15 protein-coding genes and 6 pseudogenes are annotated in these 19,637 nt (G+C 69.9%); 11 read left to right on the plus strand and 10 right to left on the minus strand.

Annotation, left to right across the window (positions count from 1 at the left end; translation table 11 throughout):
* Positions 1-223 precede the first annotated feature (223 nt).
* Positions 224-1,602: pseudogene (locus OG842_RS39490) on the plus strand (IS1380 family transposase); the annotation flags it as partial.
* 219 nt (positions 1,603-1,821) lie between these two features.
* Here OG842_RS39490 and OG842_RS39495 read toward each other — a convergent pair.
* Complete coding sequence (locus OG842_RS39495; RefSeq protein ID WP_266734047.1) at positions 1,822-2,430, minus strand: TetR/AcrR family transcriptional regulator; 609 nt, start codon at positions 2,428-2,430, stop codon at positions 1,822-1,824.
* Between the two features lie 139 nt (positions 2,431-2,569).
* On the opposite strand from OG842_RS39495, the gene OG842_RS39500 reads away from it, so the two are divergent.
* From OG842_RS39500 to OG842_RS39520, 5 genes are all read left to right on the plus strand, one after another.
* Positions 2,570-3,361, plus strand: coding sequence for a cyclase family protein (locus tag OG842_RS39500; RefSeq protein ID WP_266734046.1), 792 nt, complete (start codon positions 2,570-2,572; stop codon positions 3,359-3,361).
* Between the two features lie 53 nt (positions 3,362-3,414).
* Positions 3,415-4,347, plus strand: a complete 933-nt coding sequence (locus tag OG842_RS39505) for a fumarylacetoacetate hydrolase family protein (protein ID WP_266734045.1) — start codon at positions 3,415-3,417, stop codon at positions 4,345-4,347.
* Positions 4,344-5,570 carry a thiolase family protein gene (locus OG842_RS39510; RefSeq protein WP_266734044.1) on the plus strand — a complete coding sequence of 409 codons (1,227 nt, stop codon included), beginning with the start codon at positions 4,344-4,346 and terminating at the stop codon, positions 5,568-5,570. Before OG842_RS39505 ends, OG842_RS39510 begins: the two co-directional genes overlap by 4 nt.
* Positions 5,567-7,051, plus strand: a complete 1,485-nt coding sequence (locus OG842_RS39515) for an AMP-binding protein (protein ID WP_266734043.1) — start codon at positions 5,567-5,569, stop codon at positions 7,049-7,051. Before OG842_RS39510 ends, OG842_RS39515 begins: the two co-directional genes overlap by 4 nt.
* A 637-nt stretch (positions 7,052-7,688) precedes the next feature.
* The gene (locus OG842_RS39520) at positions 7,689-7,955 is read left to right on the plus strand and encodes a DUF3761 domain-containing protein (RefSeq protein ID WP_266734042.1); all 267 of its coding nucleotides are present in this window, start codon (positions 7,689-7,691) and stop codon (positions 7,953-7,955) included.
* 531 nt (positions 7,956-8,486) lie between these two features.
* On the opposite strand, the gene OG842_RS39525 is transcribed toward OG842_RS39520, so the two are convergent.
* Positions 8,487-8,939: an Lrp/AsnC family transcriptional regulator gene (locus OG842_RS39525; protein WP_266737202.1), complete on the minus strand. Its 453-nt coding sequence runs from the start codon at positions 8,937-8,939 to the stop codon at positions 8,487-8,489.
* 155 nt (positions 8,940-9,094) lie between these two features.
* Here OG842_RS39525 and OG842_RS39530 point away from each other — a divergent pair, with 155 nt between their 5' ends.
* On the plus strand, positions 9,095-10,033 hold the full coding sequence (locus tag OG842_RS39530; RefSeq protein WP_266734041.1) for a DMT family transporter: 939 nt from the start codon (positions 9,095-9,097) through the stop codon (positions 10,031-10,033).
* Positions 10,034-10,075: 42 nt separating this feature from the next.
* Here the strand turns inward: OG842_RS39530 and OG842_RS45405 are convergent.
* Positions 10,076-10,330: pseudogene (locus OG842_RS45405) on the minus strand (IS3 family transposase); the annotation flags it as partial.
* Positions 10,327-10,635 carry a transposase gene (locus OG842_RS39535; RefSeq protein ID WP_266734039.1) on the minus strand — a complete coding sequence of 103 codons (309 nt, stop codon included), beginning with the start codon at positions 10,633-10,635 and terminating at the stop codon, positions 10,327-10,329. The gene OG842_RS39535 and the pseudogene OG842_RS45405, both read right to left, overlap by 4 nt.
* A 121-nt stretch (positions 10,636-10,756) precedes the next feature.
* On the opposite strand from OG842_RS39535, the pseudogene OG842_RS39540 reads away from it, so the two are divergent.
* Both OG842_RS39540 and OG842_RS39545 read left to right on the plus strand, forming a co-directional pair.
* Positions 10,757-11,293: pseudogene (locus OG842_RS39540) on the plus strand (transposase); the annotation flags it as partial.
* A 20-nt stretch (positions 11,294-11,313) separates the two neighbouring features.
* Positions 11,314-12,633 (plus strand): annotated as a pseudogene (locus tag OG842_RS39545) (aldehyde dehydrogenase family protein); the annotation flags it as partial.
* Positions 12,634-13,128: 495 nt separating this feature from the next.
* Here the strand turns inward: OG842_RS39545 and OG842_RS39550 are convergent.
* Positions 13,129-13,620 (minus strand): MarR family winged helix-turn-helix transcriptional regulator, encoded by a 492-nt coding sequence (locus tag OG842_RS39550; RefSeq protein ID WP_266734038.1) that lies wholly within the window; start codon positions 13,618-13,620, stop codon positions 13,129-13,131.
* A 216-nt stretch (positions 13,621-13,836) separates the two neighbouring features.
* Here OG842_RS39550 and OG842_RS39555 point away from each other — a divergent pair, with 216 nt between their 5' ends.
* Together OG842_RS39555 and OG842_RS39560 are read left to right on the plus strand one after the other, a co-directional pair.
* Positions 13,837-14,463, plus strand: coding sequence for an isochorismatase family protein (locus OG842_RS39555; RefSeq protein ID WP_266734036.1), 627 nt, complete (start codon positions 13,837-13,839; stop codon positions 14,461-14,463).
* 1,250 nt (positions 14,464-15,713) lie between these two features.
* A pseudogene (locus OG842_RS39560) lies at positions 15,714-15,776 on the plus strand (hypothetical protein); the annotation flags it as partial.
* 92 nt (positions 15,777-15,868) lie between these two features.
* Here OG842_RS39560 and OG842_RS39565 read toward each other — a convergent pair.
* From OG842_RS39565 to OG842_RS39585, 5 genes and pseudogenes are all read right to left on the minus strand, one after another.
* Positions 15,869-15,994: pseudogene (locus OG842_RS39565) on the minus strand (ATP dependent DNA ligase); the annotation flags it as partial.
* 517 nt (positions 15,995-16,511) lie between these two features.
* A complete protein-coding gene (locus tag OG842_RS39570; protein ID WP_266734032.1) occupies positions 16,512-16,946 on the minus strand; it encodes an ester cyclase in 435 nt (144 codons plus the stop codon).
* A 33-nt stretch (positions 16,947-16,979) separates the two neighbouring features.
* Complete coding sequence (locus tag OG842_RS39575; protein ID WP_266734031.1) at positions 16,980-17,528, minus strand: dinucleotide-binding protein; 549 nt, start codon at positions 17,526-17,528, stop codon at positions 16,980-16,982.
* Between the two features lie 191 nt (positions 17,529-17,719).
* A complete protein-coding gene (locus OG842_RS39580; RefSeq protein ID WP_266734030.1) occupies positions 17,720-18,184 on the minus strand; it encodes a MarR family winged helix-turn-helix transcriptional regulator in 465 nt (154 codons plus the stop codon).
* Positions 18,185-18,342: 158 nt separating this feature from the next.
* Positions 18,343-19,341, minus strand: coding sequence for an alpha/beta hydrolase (locus OG842_RS39585; RefSeq protein WP_266734029.1), 999 nt, complete (start codon positions 19,339-19,341; stop codon positions 18,343-18,345).
* Positions 19,342-19,637: the final 296 nt, after the last annotated feature.

Below are 19,637 nucleotides of genomic sequence, written 5' to 3' on the forward strand. Positions count from 1 at the left end.
CAAGTTAGGGCCCGCAGATAATCAACTTGCTGTCGAACACCGTGCATGAACTGCGGCGTCAAGAGCAGGAGTGCGCAACTTATTGTTCTGCGGGCCCTTAGCCTCGATCCACCGACCCGTGCCTTGTGGATAACGTCTCGGAAAACGAAGAAGTGCCTTGCGAACTGCGATGATGGGAGTTCTTCAGGCTTCCAGCACGCACAATCAGCAAGGCACTTCCGAGATGCAAGTTTCCCACACGCGGGCGGCGGCCTCTGCTGCCTTCGATGACGCGAACCTGATCGCGCATGCCGGGCTGGTTCCGGTGATGCGGCTGGCCGAGCGGTGCGGTCTGCCCCGGCTGGTGAGGGAGAAGGTGAGGCTGACCGGGACGAAGAACGGCGCGGGTGCCTCGGCGGACGCCAAGGTCACCGGAATCGTGGGCGGCATGGCCGCAGGAGCGGACAGCATCGACGACCTCGACGTTCTGCGCCACGGTGCGATGTCGGCCGTGTTCGAAGAGGTCCGTGCCCCGTCCACCCTGGGCACCTTCCTCCGCTCCTTCACCCACGGTCACGCCCTCCAACTGCACGCGGTACACCGCAGGTTCCTCGGCGAACTGGCCGCGCACACCCCGTTGCTGCCCGGCTCCGGCGAGAAGGCGTTCATCGACGTCGACTCCACCCATAAACGCGTCTACGGCCGCACCAAGCAGGGTGGCGAGTACGGCCGGTTCAAGGGTATCCGCACCCTGCACCCTCTGCTCGCCACGATCTGCACCCCCACCTCCCGACCGGTGATCGCCACCGTGCGGATGCGCCGCGGCAAAGCAGCCGACTCCCGGGGCGCCCCGAAATTCGTCAGCGAGGCGCTGGCCACCGCCGTCGAGGCCGGCCGCACCGGCATGCGCATCTTGCGCGCGGACTCGCAGTTCTACAACGCCGGTGTCATCGCCGCCTGCCGCCGGTCCGGCGCCCGCTTCTCCCTCACCACCGGGATGAACCCCTCCATCAAACGGGCCATCCACAGCATCCCCGACACCGCGTGGCAGCAGATCACCTACCCGACCGCGGTACCCGACCCTGAGACCGGCGAGCTCATCTCGGACGCCGAGGTCGCCGAGATACCCGCCTACACCGCCTTCGCCAGCCGCAAGAAAGGCGAGCGGGTCACGGCCCGGCTGATCGTGCGCCGGGTCCGTGACCTGGCCAAACCCGCCGTCGTCGGCGAGCAGGGCGAGTTGTTCCCGGTCTGGCGCTACCACCCGTTCGTCACCGACACCCCCGCGCCGCCGCTCGAGGCCGAGCGGGAGCACCGCACCACGCCGTCGTCGAGCAGGTCATCGCCGACAGCAAAGCCTCCGCCCTGGCCCACCTGCCGTCGGGACACTTCCACGCCAACGCCGCCTGGCTGATCCAGTGGGCGATGGCCTACAACCTGCTGCGGGCCGCCGGGGCACTGACCTCCGCCTTCCACGCCAAGGCCACCACCGCCACCCTCCTGGTCCAGGTTCCGGCCCGGATCGCCCGCTCCGCACAGCGCGTCACCCTGTACCTTCCGCGCAACTGGCGCTGGCAAAAAGCCTGGACGCACCTGTTCGACACCGCCCACCCGAACCCGCCTGACAGTCTCTGCCCACCCCGCCCGCCAGGGCCCGACCGGAACCAAACCATGGAAAAGCTGGGCAGACCAGCGGATGCAGCACGCCCATGCCCATCGGCCGACCCAAAACCGGCTCAGAAGCCCGTCAGAAGATCACGCCCAGACCACGTCGGCGGATCGAGGCTTAGGCGGCGCGCTGGTGACCGGCCTCGTCCGGCGCGGCCCGGGGGCGGGTGTGGGTCAGGTGCCGGACGGGGTGTCAGGTCTGGTTCCGGACAGCGCGTCCGTGTAGATGCCCGTCATAGCGGTCACAGCCCGTCGGCGGTTCATGGCCGGGTCCAGGCGGTGCTGGATGTTGATTCCCAGGGTGCCGCCGAGCAGTGCCGCCGCGACGGCCTCCGGGTCGGTGACGTGCGCACCGGTCGCGCGCAGGTGGTCGGCGTACAGGCCGCGGATCTTGGCGTACTCCTCGGCGTACGTCGTGCGCAGGGCCGACTCGCGGCTCACCGCCTCGATCAGGAGTGTCGAGAAGATGTGCGCCTCGGGCCGGGACATCAGGGCGAAGTTCGCCTCGATCAGCGCCTCGATTCCGGCGTCCGGCCCGGCGGCGGCCAGGCGTTCGCGCATGAAGTCCGAGCCCCATCGGAACGCTTCCTCGATCACCGCCTTCAGCAGCCCGTCCTTCGAGCCGAAGTGCCAGGCCACGGAGCCCCGGCTGATGCCGGAGCGCTCCGCCACGGCCTGGACGGACGCCGCGGCGGACCCGCCCTCGGCGGCGAGTTCCCACGCGGCGGCCACCAGCCGGCGCTGGGTCTCGGCGGAGATCTCCTGCTTGCGGGTCGCACCCACGCGGTGTCCTTCCCAACGTTGCGGCGGCCTGACACGGCCGATTCTGCCACGCCGGCCGGGCGGCGCCGGGCGGCGAACTCTTGCCTATGCTATCGGTCCAGTTCTATGCTGAGCGTCCAATAACTAAGGAGGGTTCGTCATGGAACTGATCGACCTCACCAGGACGCTGGACCCCGCCGACCGCGAGCGGCTCCCCGAGCAGCTGCGCGCGCTCGCCCCGGTGATCGCGCCGGCCGTGGCCTACGCGCACCCGACGGGCGAGGGCCGAGAGCAGTTCGCCGCCGCCATGCACTGCAGCGTCGAGGACCTGCCCGACGGCGAGGGCTGGGGCGCGGAACTGCTCACCGACTTCAACTCCCACCTCGGCACCCACGTCGACGCCCCGCTGCACTACGGCTCGACCTGCGAGGGCAGGCCCGCCCGCACCATCACCGACATCGCCCTGGACGAGCTGTGGTGCGAGGCGCTCGTGCTGGACCTGCGCGACCGATGCGAACCGGACGCCCCGATCACCGTCGAGGCGCTGGAGTCCGCCCTCGCCGACAACGGCGCCCCGGTCCCGGCCGGCGGAGCGGTCCTGCTGCGCACCGGCCAGGAGCGGTACGGGCTGTCCGACCCCGAGTTCTTCCGCTACCCGGGCATGAGCCGCGAGTCGACGTTGTTCCTGGCCGACCTCGGGGCCAAGGTCCTGGGCACCGACGCCGCGGGCTGGGACCTGAGCTTCTCCGTGATGGCGGGCAAGTTCCGCGACAGCGGCGACAACTCCGTGCTGTGGGACGGCCACCGGGCCGGCCGCGAGCGGGAGGTCTTCATCGTCCAGCAGCTGACGAACCTTGCCGCGCTGCCCCCGTCGGGGTTCCGGGTGGCGTTCTTCCCGATCAAGATCGCCCGCGCGAGCGCCGCCCCGGCCCGCGTCGTGGCCTTCGTCTGACACCCGATCCCCGCAGACCGACCCCTGCAGCCTGTTGAGGAGAGGAACCGACCGTGAAACTCGCAACCGTGGAGCACGACCGCGTCGAGCGGACCGCGCTCGTACTCGATCAGGGCGAGCGCCTGTTGCTGCTCGACCGAGCCCACCGCCTGGTGACCGGCGAGCACGCCCCCGCGCTGACCACCATGCAGACAATCATCGACGGCGGCGAACCCGTGCGGCAGACCCTGCAGCGGCTTGCCGAACAGGCGCCGTCCGAAGCGGTCGTCCCCGCGTCCGAGGTGCGCTGGCTGTCCCCGCTGCCCAGGCCCGTACAGATCCGGGACTTCGGCAGTTTCATGGATCACTTCCGCAATGCCCGCTCCCGGATCCAGGGCATCCCGGCCGACCAGGTCGAACTACCCGCCATCATGCTCGAACGCCCGCTGTACTACGTGACCAACCGGCTCTCCGTGACCGGCCACGACAGCGACATCCACTGGCCCGCGTACTCCTCGGTGCGGGACTACGAGCTGGAGTTCGCCTGCGTGCTGGGCCGCGGCGGCACGGACATCCCCACGGCGGACGCTCCGTCATACATCTTCGGCTACACAATCTTCAACGACTTCAGCGCCCGCGACACCCAGCTGGAGGAGATCGCCACCGGGCTGGGCCTGAGCAAGAGCAAGGACTTCACCGACTCGAACGTCCTGGGCCCGTGGATCGTCACCGCCGACGAGCTCAGCGACCCGTACCTGCTCACGATGACCGCCCGCATCAACGGTGAGGAGGCCAGCCGGGGCACGTCCGCCGACATGCACCACACCTTCGCCGACATGATCGCCTTCGCCTCCCAGTCGACCCGGCTGCACGCCGGAGAGATCCTGTGCTCGGGCACCGTGCCCACCGGCTGTGGACTGGAGCACGGTCGCTTCCTGGAACCCGGCGACACCGTGGAACTCGAAGTCTCCGGCCTGGGCGTGCTGCGCAACCGGGTCGTGTCATGAACCGCGAAGCACTCATCCTCGGCGTCGGAGCCACCTCCTTCGGCCGCCACCTCGACCGCGGTGCCGGCGACCTCGCCGGCCAGGCCGCGCACGAGGCGCTGCGCGACGCCGGGCTCGCCCCGGCCGACGTCGGCGCCGTTTTCCACGCCACGGTCAGCCAGAAGGCGATCGACGGCCAGCACATGATCCCCGGCCAGGTCGCCCTGCGCCCGCACGGGTTCGCCGGGGTACCCGTGGTGAATGTGGAGAACGCCTGCGCGGGCGGTGCCACAGCCCTGTGGCTGGCGATCGCCCACGTGCGGGCGGGCCTGTCGGACGTCGCCCTGGCCGTCGGCGTGGACAAGCTCGTCTGCGCCGATCCCGCCCAGGGGCTGGCGGTGTTCGACGGGGCCATGGACGTCGCCCACCGCGAGGAGACCCTGGCCGCGCTCGCCGCCCTGACCGACCCCCTGCCACCCGAATTGTCCGTGGACGGCGACCGGTCGGTGTTCATGGAGATCTACGCCTCCCTGGCCCGCGCCCACATGCAGCGCTTCGGCACCACCGAAGCCCACCTGGCCGCGGTCTCGGCGAAGAACCACGCCCACTCCGTCCACAACCCCCGAGCCCACTTCCGCCGAGCGTTCACCGCGGAGGAGGTCCTGGCGGCGCGGCGGGTGGCGTGGCCGCTGACGGTGCCGATGTGCTCACCAGTCAGCGACGGGGCCGCCGCCGCCGTCGTGACGCGGGCCGACTCCACCCGTGACGAGTCGGCCGTGGCGGTACTGAGCAGTGCCCTGTTGTCGGGCACCGACCGGGCGACGAACGACGCCGCACGGCACATCGGCCGCCGGGCCGCGCTCGCCGCCTACGAGAAGGCCGGCATCGGTCCGCAGGACGTCGACGTGGCGGAGGTCCACGACGCCACCGCCTTCGGCGAGATCCAGCAGGTGGAGAACCTGGGCTTCTGCCCGATCGGCGACGGCGGCCCGTGGTCGGCCTCGGGCGCCGGCGCGCTCGGTGGCACCGTTCCGGTGAACCCGTCCGGAGGACTCGAATCGCGCGGCCACCCGGTTTCCGCCACCGGACTGGCGCAGGTCTTCGAACTGGTCACACAGCTGCGCGGCCGGGCGGGCGAGCGCCAGGTCCCCGACGCGCGCATCGCCATCGCCGAGAACGGCGGCGGCCTCTACGGAATCGAGGAGGCGGTGGCCGCCGTGACCATCCTGGGGAGGACCCGATGAGACCCGGCTACGCGGACCTGATCCTGTCGGCGCTGCGCAGGCGGCCCGAGCGCACCGCCTTCCGCTTCACCGGCGACGACGGGACAAAACACACCTGGACCTACGGTGAGACCGCGGAACGGATCGAACGCACCGCGGCCGCGTTCGGACGACTGGGCCTCACGCCCGGCAACGGGCTCGCCCTGCTGTGCGGCCCGAACCCTCAGGCGTTCACCGTCATGGCCGCCGCCTGCCTGGCGGGACTGCGCTACGCCGCCTTGCACCCGCTGGCCACCGCGGACACCGACCGGACCGTCCTGCGCGACAGCGCGTCCGACTACCTGGTCGTGGACGACACACGCTTCGCCGCCCGGGCCCGCCCCAACGGCACCAAGGCGATCACCCTCGCCGAACTCGACCGCCTCGCCGCCGACACACCCCCCGGTCCGGACGACCCGCGCGGCCCCGCGCTCTACCTCTTCTACACCGGCGGCACGACCGGCGAACCCAAGGGCGTGATGCTGCGCGACCGCTCACTGCTCGCCAACGCCTGGGCCTGCTCCACCTGGGCCTGGCCGCCGGACACCCACTTCCTGATCACCACCCCCATGTCGCACGCCGCCGGGCTCCTGGTCGCCCCCGGTCTGCTCCACGGCGCGGGCTTCGAACTCCACCCCTCCTTCGACCCAGACCACGTCATCGACGCGATCGAACGCGACGGCGTGAGCGCCACGTTCGTCGTCCCCACGATGCTGTACGCCTTGCTCGACCACCCTCGGCTCCCCGCAGCCGACCTGTCGGGGTTGAACTGGGTCCTCTACGGCGCCGCACCCGCCGCACCCGCCCGGCTCGCCCAAGCGCACCAGCTCCTCGGCCCCGTGCTCAGCCAGCACTACGGCCAGGCCGAGGCCCCCAATGCCCTAACCGTCCTGGACCCGGCCCAGCACCGCGACGACCCGCACGTCCTGGGCAGCTGCGGTCGGCCCATGCCCGGCGTGGAGATCGCCCTGCTCGACCCGCACGGCCGGCACGTACCGGCAGGCGAGCCCGGCGAGCTGTGCGTCCGAGGACCGCTCGTGATGGACGGCTATTGGAACAAGCCCGAGCAGACCGCAACGGCGCTCGATGGAGGCTGGCTGCACACCGGCGATGTCGCCCGCCAGGACGACACCGGCCTGATCACGATCATCGACCGGATCAAGGACACCATCATCACCGGCGGGTTCAACGTCTACCCGCGCGAGGTCGAGGACGCCCTCGCCACACACCCGGCCGTCGCCGCCAGCGCCGTCTACGGCACCCCCGACCCAAACTGGGGCGAAGCCGTCACCGCCACCGTGGTCCTGCGCCCCGGACGGCAGGCCACTCCAGCGGATCTGATGGACCACGTCCGCGCCCGCAAGGGCGCACTCTGGGCCCCGAAAATGCTCCATCTCGCCGATTCGCTGCCCCTCACCGCCCTTGGCAAGATCGACAGGAAGAAACTCCGCAACCAGCCCTGAACGGGGCTCGGGCGCGCAAACCGCCCCACCTCCTCAGATGACACACCCCACACGGCCGGCGCTGAGCGCACCATGGCGCGTGCTCCCGCGCCGGCCTCACGGGCACTGACGCGGCTGCACGTGCCACGCCTCGAAATTACTCAAGTCCCGTACCAGAACGAACTCGCGGGAGTCCCGACAAAGGGCCGCGGCAGCACCTTCGCGCCCACCCCGGCAGCTCCCGGCGATCCCGTCCCCGGGCCGCCTGTCGGGACCGTCCTGGGCCCAGTGGCCTTCTGAGCATTCCGGCTGACCCGGGGGACTGGCGCCCGCCGCTTGAGTCGTACTGGTGCACCTACAGCCGCGCCTGGATCAGCGTGAAGGCCACCTACCGGCTCACCGCCAACCCGGCCGAGTCCGAAGCCCTGTCCCGGATGCTCGACACCTGCGACGCCTGACCCCACCCGGCGGCATCACCGGCCAGGATCCCCGCCCGGTAGACCACCGGAGTACCGGACGATCCCGTCCGCACCCCGACTCGCCGCGGGGGAGGAGCAGGACCCCTCCGCCCAGGCACTCTTCCTCCGCGGCGACCCCACCACCCCGACCCCCAACCCCACGACAACAGCATGGGGCTGAACCAGGAAGGCCCCACGTCGTGATCCGCACTCTCCCGGCACCGGACCGCCGCGGCATCGCCCACGCCACCCTCACCGCGCTCGCCGTCTTCGCCGCGCTCCTGGCCCCGGCCGTCCAGGCCGAGGCGACCGCCACGTGCGCACCGCACACCACCGGCGTGTGCAGGGCCGGCAGCGCGCACCCGGCGGGCGCGACCGCCGAATGCAAGGACGGGACCACCAGCTACGCGGCGAAGTTCCGCGGCACCTGCAGCCACCATGGCGGCGTCCGCTACTGGTACAAGTAGGCCACGTCCGCCTGTGGGCAGCGCCAGCCCTCCCGCCTGGCGCCACCAGCCTGCAAGAGCCGAACGGGCCCGTTTGCAACGGAGACTCCCCGAGAACATTTCTCATCGTCCTGCAGCCCCCCTCACGGACGTGGAACTGCCGCGCCGCCGCGAGGTTGGCCGCCCACTGCGCATCCTGCGTCCGCTTCACCGGCCGCTCGTCCTCCCTGGCCGCCTCGATCCCAAGGGTGTTCTCCAGGATCCACTGCTGCACGGGCAGGAGCTGCTCCCACCCGAACCGCTGCGCGTTCACCCACCGGCCGAGGTCTTCGCCCTGGACGACGACGTCGCCGTCGGTCGTCGGGAGCGTGCCGCCGGCCTGGATGTGGTTCTGGACGAGGCGGTAGCAGCGTTGCCACCCGGTGTTCCATACCGGGCACCGCTCCGGGATCGATTGCGTCCAGCTCGTCCCGCCGGGTCTCGGCCATTGCCCCCGCCGATGGCAAGGGACGGCCGGCCGCGCGCAGCTCCTCGTTCTCCCGCGTAACGCCCTCACATCGGCTCGATGATGTTCTTTCGCAGGTGTCCGTAGATCACCGAGGTGCGTACGTCTGCGAGTTCCTGCCGCTCGGTCAGCTTGTCCAGAACCACGGAATGCAGCTGGTCGGTGTCGCGAACCGCGACATGGAGGAGGAAGTCGTCGGTGCCCGTCAGCACGAAGACCGCGATCACCTCGGGCATGCGCGCCACGAAGGCTTTGAACTGCTCAATGACCGCACGCGTCGGGGGCCGCACCCGCACGGCGATCATCGCTTGCAGCCCTCGGTCGAGCGAGGGGAGGTCCACCTCAGCGTGGAATCCGAGCAGCACACCGCGCTCGCGGAGGGCGCGCACTCGCTCCAGGCAGGTGGAGGGCGCGATGCCCAACTCCTGTGCCAGGTCCCGGTTGGTGCGCCGACCGTCTTGCTGCAGAAGTCGCAGCAACGCCGAATCTAGTTCGTCCACATTCAGCTCCACTCCCCAAAGTCCGAATTATATTCGTCTGACTTGTCATTCTTCCGGATTGCTTTCTAGCGTATCCCCAAAAATCCCGTTCATGATTCGCTTCGTTGCTGTGCGGTCAGAGCGGAGTCGAGGTTCCGGGCGAGAGGGCATCAGCGGTGGAAGAACGGAAGACGAGGGCTCTGGCGATCTGTTCAGTCGTGGCGGCCGCGCTGTTGTGGAGCAGCTCGTACGCGGTCACCAAGGAGGTGCTGGCGGACGTCGGGCCGCTGACCATCGGGGCCATCCGCTTCACTATCGCCGCCGTGCTGCTCGCGATCATGGCGCGCATGCGCCGCAACCCGGCCGCCCCGCCGGATGCCCGCCAGCGGCGGATGATCTACCTGAGCGGCCTGCTCGGCATCACGGCCTACTTCGTGCTGGAGAACATCGGCCTTGAGCTGTCGACCGCCTCAGACGCCTCCCTGATCGTGGCCACCTATCCGCTGATGACCATGCTTCTGGAGCTGGCTCTCCTCCGGACCAGGATGCCGCTGCTCCGGGTCTGCGGCGTGCTACTTGCCGCACTGGGAGCCTTCCTGGTCGTACGCAACGGGGCAGAAGTCGGAGGCAGCGCACGCTGGTTCGGTGACGTGCTGCTCCTGCTCGGCGGGCTGATGTGGGCCGGATACAACGTGTTGGGCAAGTATGCGGGCCGGGGGCAGGATGCCGTGAACCTCACCTACCACCAGACGGTGGCAGGCGCCGCCGGCTTCCTGCTCGCCTCACTCCTGGAGATCGGGGACTGGCGGGTGCCGGACGCCTCGGCCTCGGTGATGCTCACCTATCTGGCCGTGGCGTGTTCCGTCGGCGGTTTCCTCCTCTACAACTACGGTCTGAGCAGGATGACTTCGAGCGTCTCGGTCAACATTCTCAACCTGGTACCCGTGTTCGGTGTGCTCGGTGCTGTGGTGATCAACAAGGAGACAGTCCGGCTCACCCAGGCCCTTGGCGGGATGGTCATCATCGCTGGTGTGGCTCTCGGATTGGTCGAACGCCGAACAGTCGTCGAGAAAGCCGCGGTTCCCGAGCCGAGCCCGGTCACCGAGCGCATCTGAAGGCCCAGGAGGCGATCCCGGCCAGGCCGGCCTGCGTATGAGCCGCTCGACGCGCTTCCTGTCGGCGTGGACGCCCTCACGCTTGAGGACGGCGTGCACGCGGGGTGAGCCGTAGATCCCGCCGGACTCGTCGTGGACCTGCCGGATCCGCCCGGTCAGCTCGGCGTCCCGGCGGCGCCGTTCGCACGGTTCCTTCTCGGCCTGGCGCCACCGGTAGTAGGTGGAGGAGGGGATGTTCAGTTCCCGGAGTACGGGCTCGATCCCCAGATGCGGGTGCTCGTCAACGAGCGCTGTCACCTGGGCCGGGTCGGGTCGAGCTGGGCCGCGAAATAAGCCGAGGCTGTCCGCAGGACCTCATTCGCACGCTTGAGCTGGGCATTCTCCTTGCGCAGGGCGGCAAGCTCCTCACGCTCGGCGGTGGTGAGCAGGCCGTCGCGTTCGCCGGTGTCGGCCTCGGCCTGGCGGATCCAGTTGCGCAGGGCCTCGTGGTGCACGCCGAGTTCCTCGGCCATGCGGCGGATCACGGGCTTCGGCTCGGCGGTCCGGTATATCCGTACCGCACGCTCACGCAACTGCAGCGGGTACTTCCTCGGCGCAGGCATCGTCTGGGCTCCTCTCATGAGACCCATCTGACCTTCTGTCACCCATCCCCACATCTCGGGGGAACCTCAGTTCGAGGTCGAGCCGGTCGGGCCGAAGCAGCCGCAGGGCCGTCCGGCGGCGGTGGACAAGCGTTTCAGGGCGTTCGACCCGCACCAGGTCCTGCTGCTGCCCCCGTCGCTGGACGACTGGCTGCCCAGGACCATCTCGCCCGGTTCGTCGCCGACCTGGTGGACGAGGTGCTGGACCTCGGGCCGGTCCTGGCGGACTACACCGAGAAGCGCGGCTACCCGCCCTACAACCCGCGGCTGATGCTGCGTCTGCTGATCTACGGCTACACCACCGGGGCGCGCTCCTCACGGGCGATCGAGCGCAAGTGCGCCGACGACATCGCGTTCCGATACCTGGCCGCCGACCAGGCCCCGGACTTCCGCTCCATCTCCCGGTTCCGCCGCCGCCACCTCGACGCCCTCGCCGACCTGTTCACCCAGTTCCTGCACCTGGCCACCAAGCTCGGCATGGTCAAGATGGGCCGCGTCGCGCTGGACGGCACCAAGCTCGAAGCGAGCGCCTCCAGGCACAAGGAGGAACGGATCGAAGCCGAGATCGCCGCCCTGGAGGCCAAGGCCACGGGCTGCGGCGACGCCGAGGTCGACGACGCGGTACGCGCCGCCCACGAAGGCTTCCTCTCCTGGAGCCGTCGCACCCCGACCGAGCGTGGCCGGCTGCTGCTGGACGTCGCACGGGAGATCCGGTCGTACGCCGATGAACTCTCCGAGTTGGAGTCCCGAGAGAACGGCAAGCCCCGCGGCCAGGCCCACTTCGACCTGGAGGCCTGCATCGCGTGCTTCGAACTCTTCGCCGGACTCACCCACGACATGCCAGGCTCCGTGCGTGACAGCGGTTACGCGCTGGACGTGACCTCGCTCCAGCCCTTCGGTGTGATCGGCGGCATCATCCCCTTCAACTGGCCCCCGATCCACACGGCGGGGAAGACCGCTCCGGCGCTCGCGGTCGGGAACGCCGTTGTACTGAAGCCGCCGGAGCAGGCCCCGCTGACCGTCATGCGGCTGGCCGAGATCATCCAGTCCGTCCTGCCCGACAACGTCGTGCACGTCGTGCCGGGCAAGGGGTCTGTGGGCGCCGCGCTGGCGGGCCACCCCCTGGTGCGCAAACTATCCTTCACCGGCTCCCCCGCCACCGGCGCCGCAGTGCTCAGAACGGCCGCGGACAATCTCACCCCCACCCTGATGGAACTGGGCGGCAAGAACCCCCTGGTGATTTTTGAGGACGCCGACCTCGACGCCGCCGTCGCCGGGGCCCTGGAGGGCGGCTTCTTCAACCAGGGCGAAGCCTGCACGGCCGCCTCCCGTCTGCTGGTCCACCGCTCGGTGCACGACGAGGTCGTGGACCGCCTCGGCCGGGCCGTCGGCAAGCTCCGCGTGGGCCGGGGCCTGGACCCGACCACCCACGTCGGACCTCTGGTCACACGGGCCCAGCAGCAGCGCGTCCTGGACTACATCGCCACCGGCGTCAGGGAAGGTGCCGAGATCACCGCGCAAGCCCAACTGCCGGCGGACCCAGACCTCGCAGGCGGCTTCTACGTGGCCCCGACCCTCTTCACGGGCCTGCGCCCGGACATGCGTATTGCGAAGGAGGAGATCTTCGGCCCGGTTGTCTGCGTGATCCCGTTCGACGACGAGGCCGAGGCAGTCGAGATCGCCAACGGCACCGACTTCGGGCTCGTTGCGGGCGTCTACACTGCCGACAGCGCCCGCGCGCTGCGTGTCAGCCGGGGCGTCGAGGCGGGCATCGTCTTCGTCAACAACTACAACCGGACCATGATGGGGACCCCGTTCGGCGGAACGAAGCACAGCGGCTACGGCCGCGAGCATGCCGCCGAGACCCTGCGGGAGTTCGGCTACAGCAAGACTGTCAGGCTGCCCTCCGGGCTGAAGCCGACCCCACGCTGGCCTGCCGTCGACGAGGTCCTCGCCTGACAGCACGGCCCGCACCCGCGGCGCACAGATCCCCCAGGCGCATGACCGGGCCGCCGCCCTCAACTCGCCGGGGTCGCCGACCCCCACCCGCTGCCCGCTGCGATCTTCGCCCGCACTCTCAGCGTCCACATCAGCGTCGCCCGTCAAGTGCCAGCGGGGCCGCTGCCGGGGGCTGGCGCGCCTGCGTGGCCGAGGTCAGCCGCCGCCGGCCATGACGTCCATGTCCAAGGACAAGGGAGCACCGCAGATGCCGCTACGTGATGTTGAGTGCGGCAACGTAGACGCCTATGACCGGTGCGGCCCGGCCATGATGGTCGAGCTGGTCGGCTTGCCGCCTCGCGAGGCAGGATTCCGGCTCCTGGGCGCGCGAGACGTGACCTTCGCCGATCGGGCACCCACGCGGAGTCCGAGGGAATCCGGAGAGTTCCCCCGCCCGACTCCACCAGTCACATCTCCGGCCCGGCACGCGCGTGCGCCACCTGGGCTCAACCGGCCTCACCGGTCGGGGCGGACCGTCCGTGTCCCGGTGCCCTGGCTGCCGTGCTCGGTCTCGTGCTGAAGTGCGGCCACGCGCTGGAGAGCGGTCTTGAAGGCGGCGTACTCCCGTTTGCCCAGCGCCTTCGCGTGGCGTTCCTCGATCGTGCGCATGATGGAGGTGGCGGCCTCCATCTGGAGCAGACCGCGTTCGGTGGGGTGGATCAGTTTGGCTCGGCGGTCTGCGGGGTCGGATTTGCGTTCGACGTAGCCCAGGCGTTCGAGGTCGTCGACAACGGTGCCGATGACCTGCTTGTGCTGTCCGGAGGCGCGGGCGAGTTCGCTCGCGCGGATGCCGTCGGTCCGCAGATAGGCGAGGACGGCGCCGGTGCGGGGCTGGATGTCGTCGAAGCCCTGTTCGGTGAGGGCGGTGAACAGCTCGCGCTGGACGGAGAAGAGAACCTGGGCGGCGAGTACGCCGAGGTCCGGGTCCGTGTTCTGGTGCCCGGTCAAGGTCCCTCCCGTCTCCGCGCTTGTCTGCCGCTCTGCTGTGACCGGCAACTTTAGTCCTGTCCGGCGGGCTTGGCTCGCCCGGGATGAGGGGTGTCCCGGCCCGGCCGGTGCTTGCGCTCCGGGCGGCAGGGGCATACCTTCAAAGTAGTCACTAATCTTGACTATCAAGACTAGTGACTAATGAGGCTGTGACCCAACCCTCGAAGGAGCGGAAAGATGAGCGAGCGCAGCAAGTTCCAGGAGTCGATTACCCGGGAGAACGCCGCCGTGGTGCTGGTCGACCACCAGGTGGGGCTTCTCTCCGGCGTTCGGGACGTCCCGGTCGGTGAACTGAAGCACAATGTGGTGGCGCTGGCCCAGGCGGCGACCGTGCTGGGCATCCCGCTGGTGGTCACCACCACCGCGGCCGACAGCATGTGGGGGCCGACCACCCCCGAACTGGTCCGGGCACTGCCAGCCGGACAGAAGATCATCGACCGCAGCACCGTCAACGCCTGGCACGACGACCGGGTCCGTGAGGCCATCGAGGCCACCGGCCGACAGAAGCTGATCTTCGCCGGGGTGTCGCTCGAGGTCTGCGCGGCCCTGCCCGCGATCTCCGCCACAGGTGCCGGGTACGACGCCTATGTCACCCTGGATGCCTCCGGCACCTTCAGCCAGGCCAAACGGGAGGCCGGACTGCTCCGCATGCAGCAGGCGGGTGTCATCGTCTCCGACTACGCGACCCTCATGGTCGAGGCGCTGGCGGATAACGCCGCCCACGACTCCGGCGCCCTTTACGCCGCCCTCGACATGCCGTTCGCCGTCCTGGTCGGCCAGATCGCTGCGGCCCATCAGGCATAGCACCCATCGATCGCCGGGCCCGGCGGGGTCTGACAGGATCCCGGCGTCGGCCGGTGGTGCACACCGTTCCATCCGTAGCGTTCCACGAGCTCTCCCCGCACGAGGACGGGTCTTCTGGGGCGCGCCTGCTCACTCGGCGCGGCTCCCGCCGTGCTCCGCACAGCCGCACCGAACCGTTGGCGACGCGTGTCGGACGGACATGGATGGTCCGATCGGTCGTTGCCCACGAAGCCCTGCATGCCCACCCGGAACTGCAACCCGACCTGTTCCTCACCCTCGGCTCAACCCTGGCACTGCCCCGCGCCGTCTTCGACCGCTTGATCCCCGCGCGGCAGGGCACCGGCCCGGCGCGGCGGGGGCGTACCTGCCCGGCGGCACGCGATGGGTCAACATCGCCGACCCCGGTGACCCTGTGGCCATTCCGCCTCAGTTAGGCCAGTTCTTCGGCGGGATCGCCCTGCACCACACCACGGTCATCAACCCCTTGTTCCGCTTCCACCACGCCGAGAACTACCTGCGATCCGCGACCGCCGCCCCTAGCTCGAAATGTGATCCTCGCCGTCTTCTTCGCTGCGACCGATCCGACCGGTCCGAGAACTTCCTCGCCTTCGTCGGCATAGCCGCAACCCTCGTCGGCCGCTGGCTCAAGAGACCGCCGCTCTCGACGGGCCGGGGATCCGCTGGTGAGGCGGCCAGGCTGCGCATTCGTCTGGAAGGCGTCATCAGCTCGGTCGCGTTCTTCGCCAGCCTCAGCCCGGTACCGCTTCCCTCGTCGGTACCGGGCCGTCGGCGTCTGCTGCGCGTGCTAGGAGACGGACAGCTTCACAGCTGCGCCGAACTCGTGGTCGAACTCGTACGAGAACTGCTTGCGGACGCCGTACCCGCAGGCAGAGCCTGGGTGTTCCCCTGTCGTGTCTTGATCGTGAGGCGGGCGCATCGGTTGTCGGGGGTGCTGATGGAGCTCAGCGTCTCACCGTCTCCATGCACCCCTTCTGGGATTCCGTCGACGCCGGCGACCGTGTCGAGGCCGCATGGCGCTCAAGCACGCCCACGAGCCGGCCGTGGCGTAACCATGCCCGGCGGCATATCCGACCTGGACAAGAGCCGGGCCCTGGCCGAGTGGCAGCTGCGCCAGGTCAGGGGCCGGATCCGGGAACTGGAGATCAAGGAGCAGTAGGAGCAGCGTGCCCGGGAGCGGGCACGCCGAGCAGCCGTGGAAGATCCAGCCGAAGCGGTCGGGTGAGACGGCGATGCTGCACCGCGGGGGCTGTTCCCTGTGCAGCACCCGGTTCGGGTTCCTGGACCGCGAGGACGCGTTGATCGCGCTGACAGAGCCGGACATCGAGCCGTGTGAGATCTGTAATCCGCATACGGACTGCACCCGCCGCAGTGGGCAGCGCCTGGGTCAGGTGATGTCCGGTGCGAGGTCGGGACGCAGCCGGTGCCAGGAGGGATGCCGCAACAGGCCCGCCCGGCTCCTGGTCGCGTAGCGGACCTCGCCGACCAGGCGCGGCAGTACCCACCGAGCCCCGGTTGCGGCGCTCGACCGCGCTCTGGCCCTTGTACAGGATCAGGAACCCGGTTGTCTGTCGAGGCCTGCAAGGACCCTGCGGCAAGGGACGGCGCGATCCGGCGCACCGTCGAGCAGCACCTGCTCGCCGTCGTCGACGACACCTGCCGTCGCCTGATGAACCAGCAGCTCGCTGTCCGGGAATTCGCCACCGCCTCGCCCGCGGGATCTGCCACGGCGGCCGGGACCAGATCCGCCGGGCGTACCACGAAGGCCAGGAGGACCAGCTTGCCGCGGTGTGGCACCCGCGCTACCTGGATGCCGCCGTCACCCGGCTCCGCGCCCCGAGGGGCACGACGTCAAGGACGAGGGCGCGGCCGGCTCTCCCCGCTCAAGGACCGGCATATCAACTTCCTGGGCCGCCCCATGCCCGGGTGGCCCAGGCTTGAGTTGTCGGCCCGGCCGTACATCAGGCCGCCGATCGGCGGCCATTGTGGGGGTCTGCCGGGCCGAATTCGCGTGCAGAGAGGTCGAGCACCTATACGGTAGATGGCAGTGCGCCGAGTTGCTGCATGAGCGAGAACAGGTTCGCGACGCCCCAGTGCTCGGTGATCTTCCCGTTGCGCACCCTCATGGCGTCCACGGTGTCGAAGCTGATCTGCCTGCCGGTGGGTGCGATGCCGAAGAACTCGCCTTTGTGGGTGCCGTGATAGGTCTTGTACGTGGTGACGAGGTCGCCGTCGGCGGACTGCCAGTGGATGACGGGGCGGAAGTCGGGGAAGGCCTCGCGGAGAGCCTGGTACAGCTCGCGCGCGCCCGCCTTGTCGGCGGTGCGGCCGGGCTGCGGGGTGTGGTCGAGGAAGTCGTCGGCGAAGAGTTTGTCGAAGAGTGCGAAGTCACCGCCGCCCTGTACCTCTTCGGTGTTGCGGCGGACGACCGCCTTGGCGGCCTCGCTCGGATCGCTCTCGTGCATGGGTTTCCTTCGAGGGGGAGGGGCAGTGGTGGTTCAGAGCTCGCCGGGGGGCCCGTAACGGTAGAAGAAGGGGCCGAGCTGTCCGGCCACCGCGCGGGTCAGCGCCGAGCTGTCTTCGAGCAGGCGGGCGCCAGGGTCCAGGTCGCCGACGAAGACGGGGTCGTAGCCGGCATCCCTGATGAGTTGTTCGGTCGTCTCCCGCGCGGCCGGTTCGGCGGCGAAGAGGTTACTCGGGCGCACGCGCTGCGCCGCGATCCGGTCGTACATCGCGGCGAAGTTCGTCGAGAACGATTTCGCGGTCGGTCCGTCGACGATCGACTTCACCTGGTGGGACAGCGAGCGGAAGGAGTCGTCCCGCGGTCCGTAGAGGTTGCAGGCGTCAATGGTCACCTGTCCGGCCAGCCCCGACACACGGGCCAGCGCGTCGGCGATCGCCGGACCCGGCACCGCGACCACCAGGACGTCGGCGCCGGCCGCGTCTCCGCCGTCACGGCCGAAACCGGTCACCTTGTGGCCGGCCTTCTCCCACAGGCCCGCCAGTCCGCCCCCGACGTGCCCTCGTCCGACAACGGTGATCTTCATTCCGGCTCCTCACGTAGGTCTGCCACGACAAGACACTTGCAGCGCGTCGGACCGACTCGCGTCGGTGACGGTCGCCTAAGCGACGGGCCTACGCAGGGTCGGCCTGCCGACGACGTGATCGAGTACGGCGCCGCACCGCGTGCGGGCACCGCGCCATGATCGGCCATGGGAGCGGGCGGACGGGGGAGCGGTCAGTCCGTGTCGCGCGGGAGCGAGGCGAGGAGCTGGCCGAGGAGCACGCCCAGAGTGTCGACCTCGTCGGGGGAGAGCGGGTCGAAGAAGGAGTGGCGGACCGTCTCGACGTGCTGCGGTGCGGCGGCCTCGATCGCGTCCCGGCCCTGGGGGGTCATGCGCACCATCGAGCCGCGCGCGTCGTCCGTGCACGGCTCGCGGGCGACCAGGCCGCGTGACTCCATCCGGCTGACCTGATGTGACAGCCGGCTGCGCTCCCAGCCCAGCTCCGCCTGGAGTTCCCTGGCTCGCAGGACGTCGCCCGGCGACTCGGACAGGGGGACGAGGACCGCGTACTCGGCCCCGGACAGTGTGGAGTCGCGGGCGAGCTGCCTGTCCAAGGCGCTTTGCAGCCGGCGCTGCAGGTCCCGGTACTGCTTCCAGACAGCCGCCTCACGCTCGTCGAGCCAGCGTGGTTCGTTCATGGGGCCAATCTTCTGGGTGCGGGTCCGATGGTGCGGAGATCGTAGCCGGAGGGCCGTCCGAGGCTTCGCGCGGTGTCCGGCTGCAGCGGCGACCGGGGCGGACCGGGGCGGGTGGGACCAGGGCGTGCCGAGCAGGAGCGTGCCGAACCTGTGCACGTCTACAGCACCCGGCGCAGCCAGCGCAGCCTGGCCGCGCGGGCGGCTCGGGACAGTGCCGCGCCCGGCACCATCGCGTCGAAGCCGTGGAATCCGCCGGGCCAGACGTGCAGTTCCGCATCGCCGCCGGCGAGCCAGAAGCGGGACGCGTACGCGACGACCTCGTCCCGGAACGTCTCGGCGGAGCCGACGTCGACGAAGAGCGGCGGCAATCCCGCCAGGCTGGCCGCACGGGCCGGGGCCGCGTACGGGGAGACGTCGGCGGCGCCCCGCGCCTCCCCGAGCAGCGACGTCCAGCCGGTCTTGTTCGACGTGCGGTCCCAGACACCGCGCCCAGCCATCTGGAGGCCGGACAACGAGTCGTTGCGGTCGTCGAGCATCGGGCAGGCGAGAAGTTGTCCGGCGAGGCGCGGGCCACCGTGGTCCCGGGCCAGGAGCGTGGCCGCCGCGGTCAGGCCACCGCCCGCACTGGCCCCGGCGACCACGAGCCGGTCGGGATCGACCCCGATGGCAGCCGAGTGCTCCGCGACCCAGACCAGTCCCGCATACACGTCCTCGATCGCCGCAGGGTAGGGGTGCTCCGGGGCGAGCCGATAGTCGACCGACACGAGGACGACTTCGAGCTCCTCCACCCAGTCGAGCATCTCCCCGATGAGGTTGCGGTTATCGCCGAGGATCAAGCCGCCGCCATGGGTGAAGTACACGGCCGGTCGGGGGGCGGCGACGCCGTGCGGGCGGCAGATCAGCAGCGGGACGTCGGGAGGGCCCGGTATCCGGCGTTCCCGCACCTCGATTGCCCCGCCGCGCGTCAGGTCTTCGTCCGACGGCCGTAGGGCGGCGACGGTCCGGCGCACGGCCGGGATCATCGAGGGCAGGATCGCGGGCGGCAGGACTCCAGCCAGCGGCGCGAGAGCCGGGGCGAGTTCGGGGTCGAAAGGCGGCGGCGGGCCGGGGGCCGAGTTCCCGGCTGCGTGGGGTTCGCGAGGTGAAGGGGGAGCCATCAGTCCTCCTGGGTGGTGTCTCCGAGGGTGCTCGGCGTGCCGGCGACGACACGCAGGCAAGACCATCAGCTACTTGTTGACACGTCAACAAGCTGGATGGGACTCTCACCGTGCGCCGGCTCGCGTCGCATCCGGGAAACGAGAGGGAGTCCCATGGCCAAACTCGCAGGCGAAGTGCCCGTTCGCGTCGGCAGAACCCACCTAGACGGCCGGCCCAGCATCACGCCCGCGAGTTTCGGCGTCCGGGTCGAGAGCGCCTGCATGCCATCGCCGGTCGCATCCCCTGCCATACCACC

The organism is Streptomyces sp. NBC_00376, assembly GCF_036077095.1.
GTDB lineage: Bacteria > Actinomycetota > Actinomycetes > Streptomycetales > Streptomycetaceae > Streptomyces.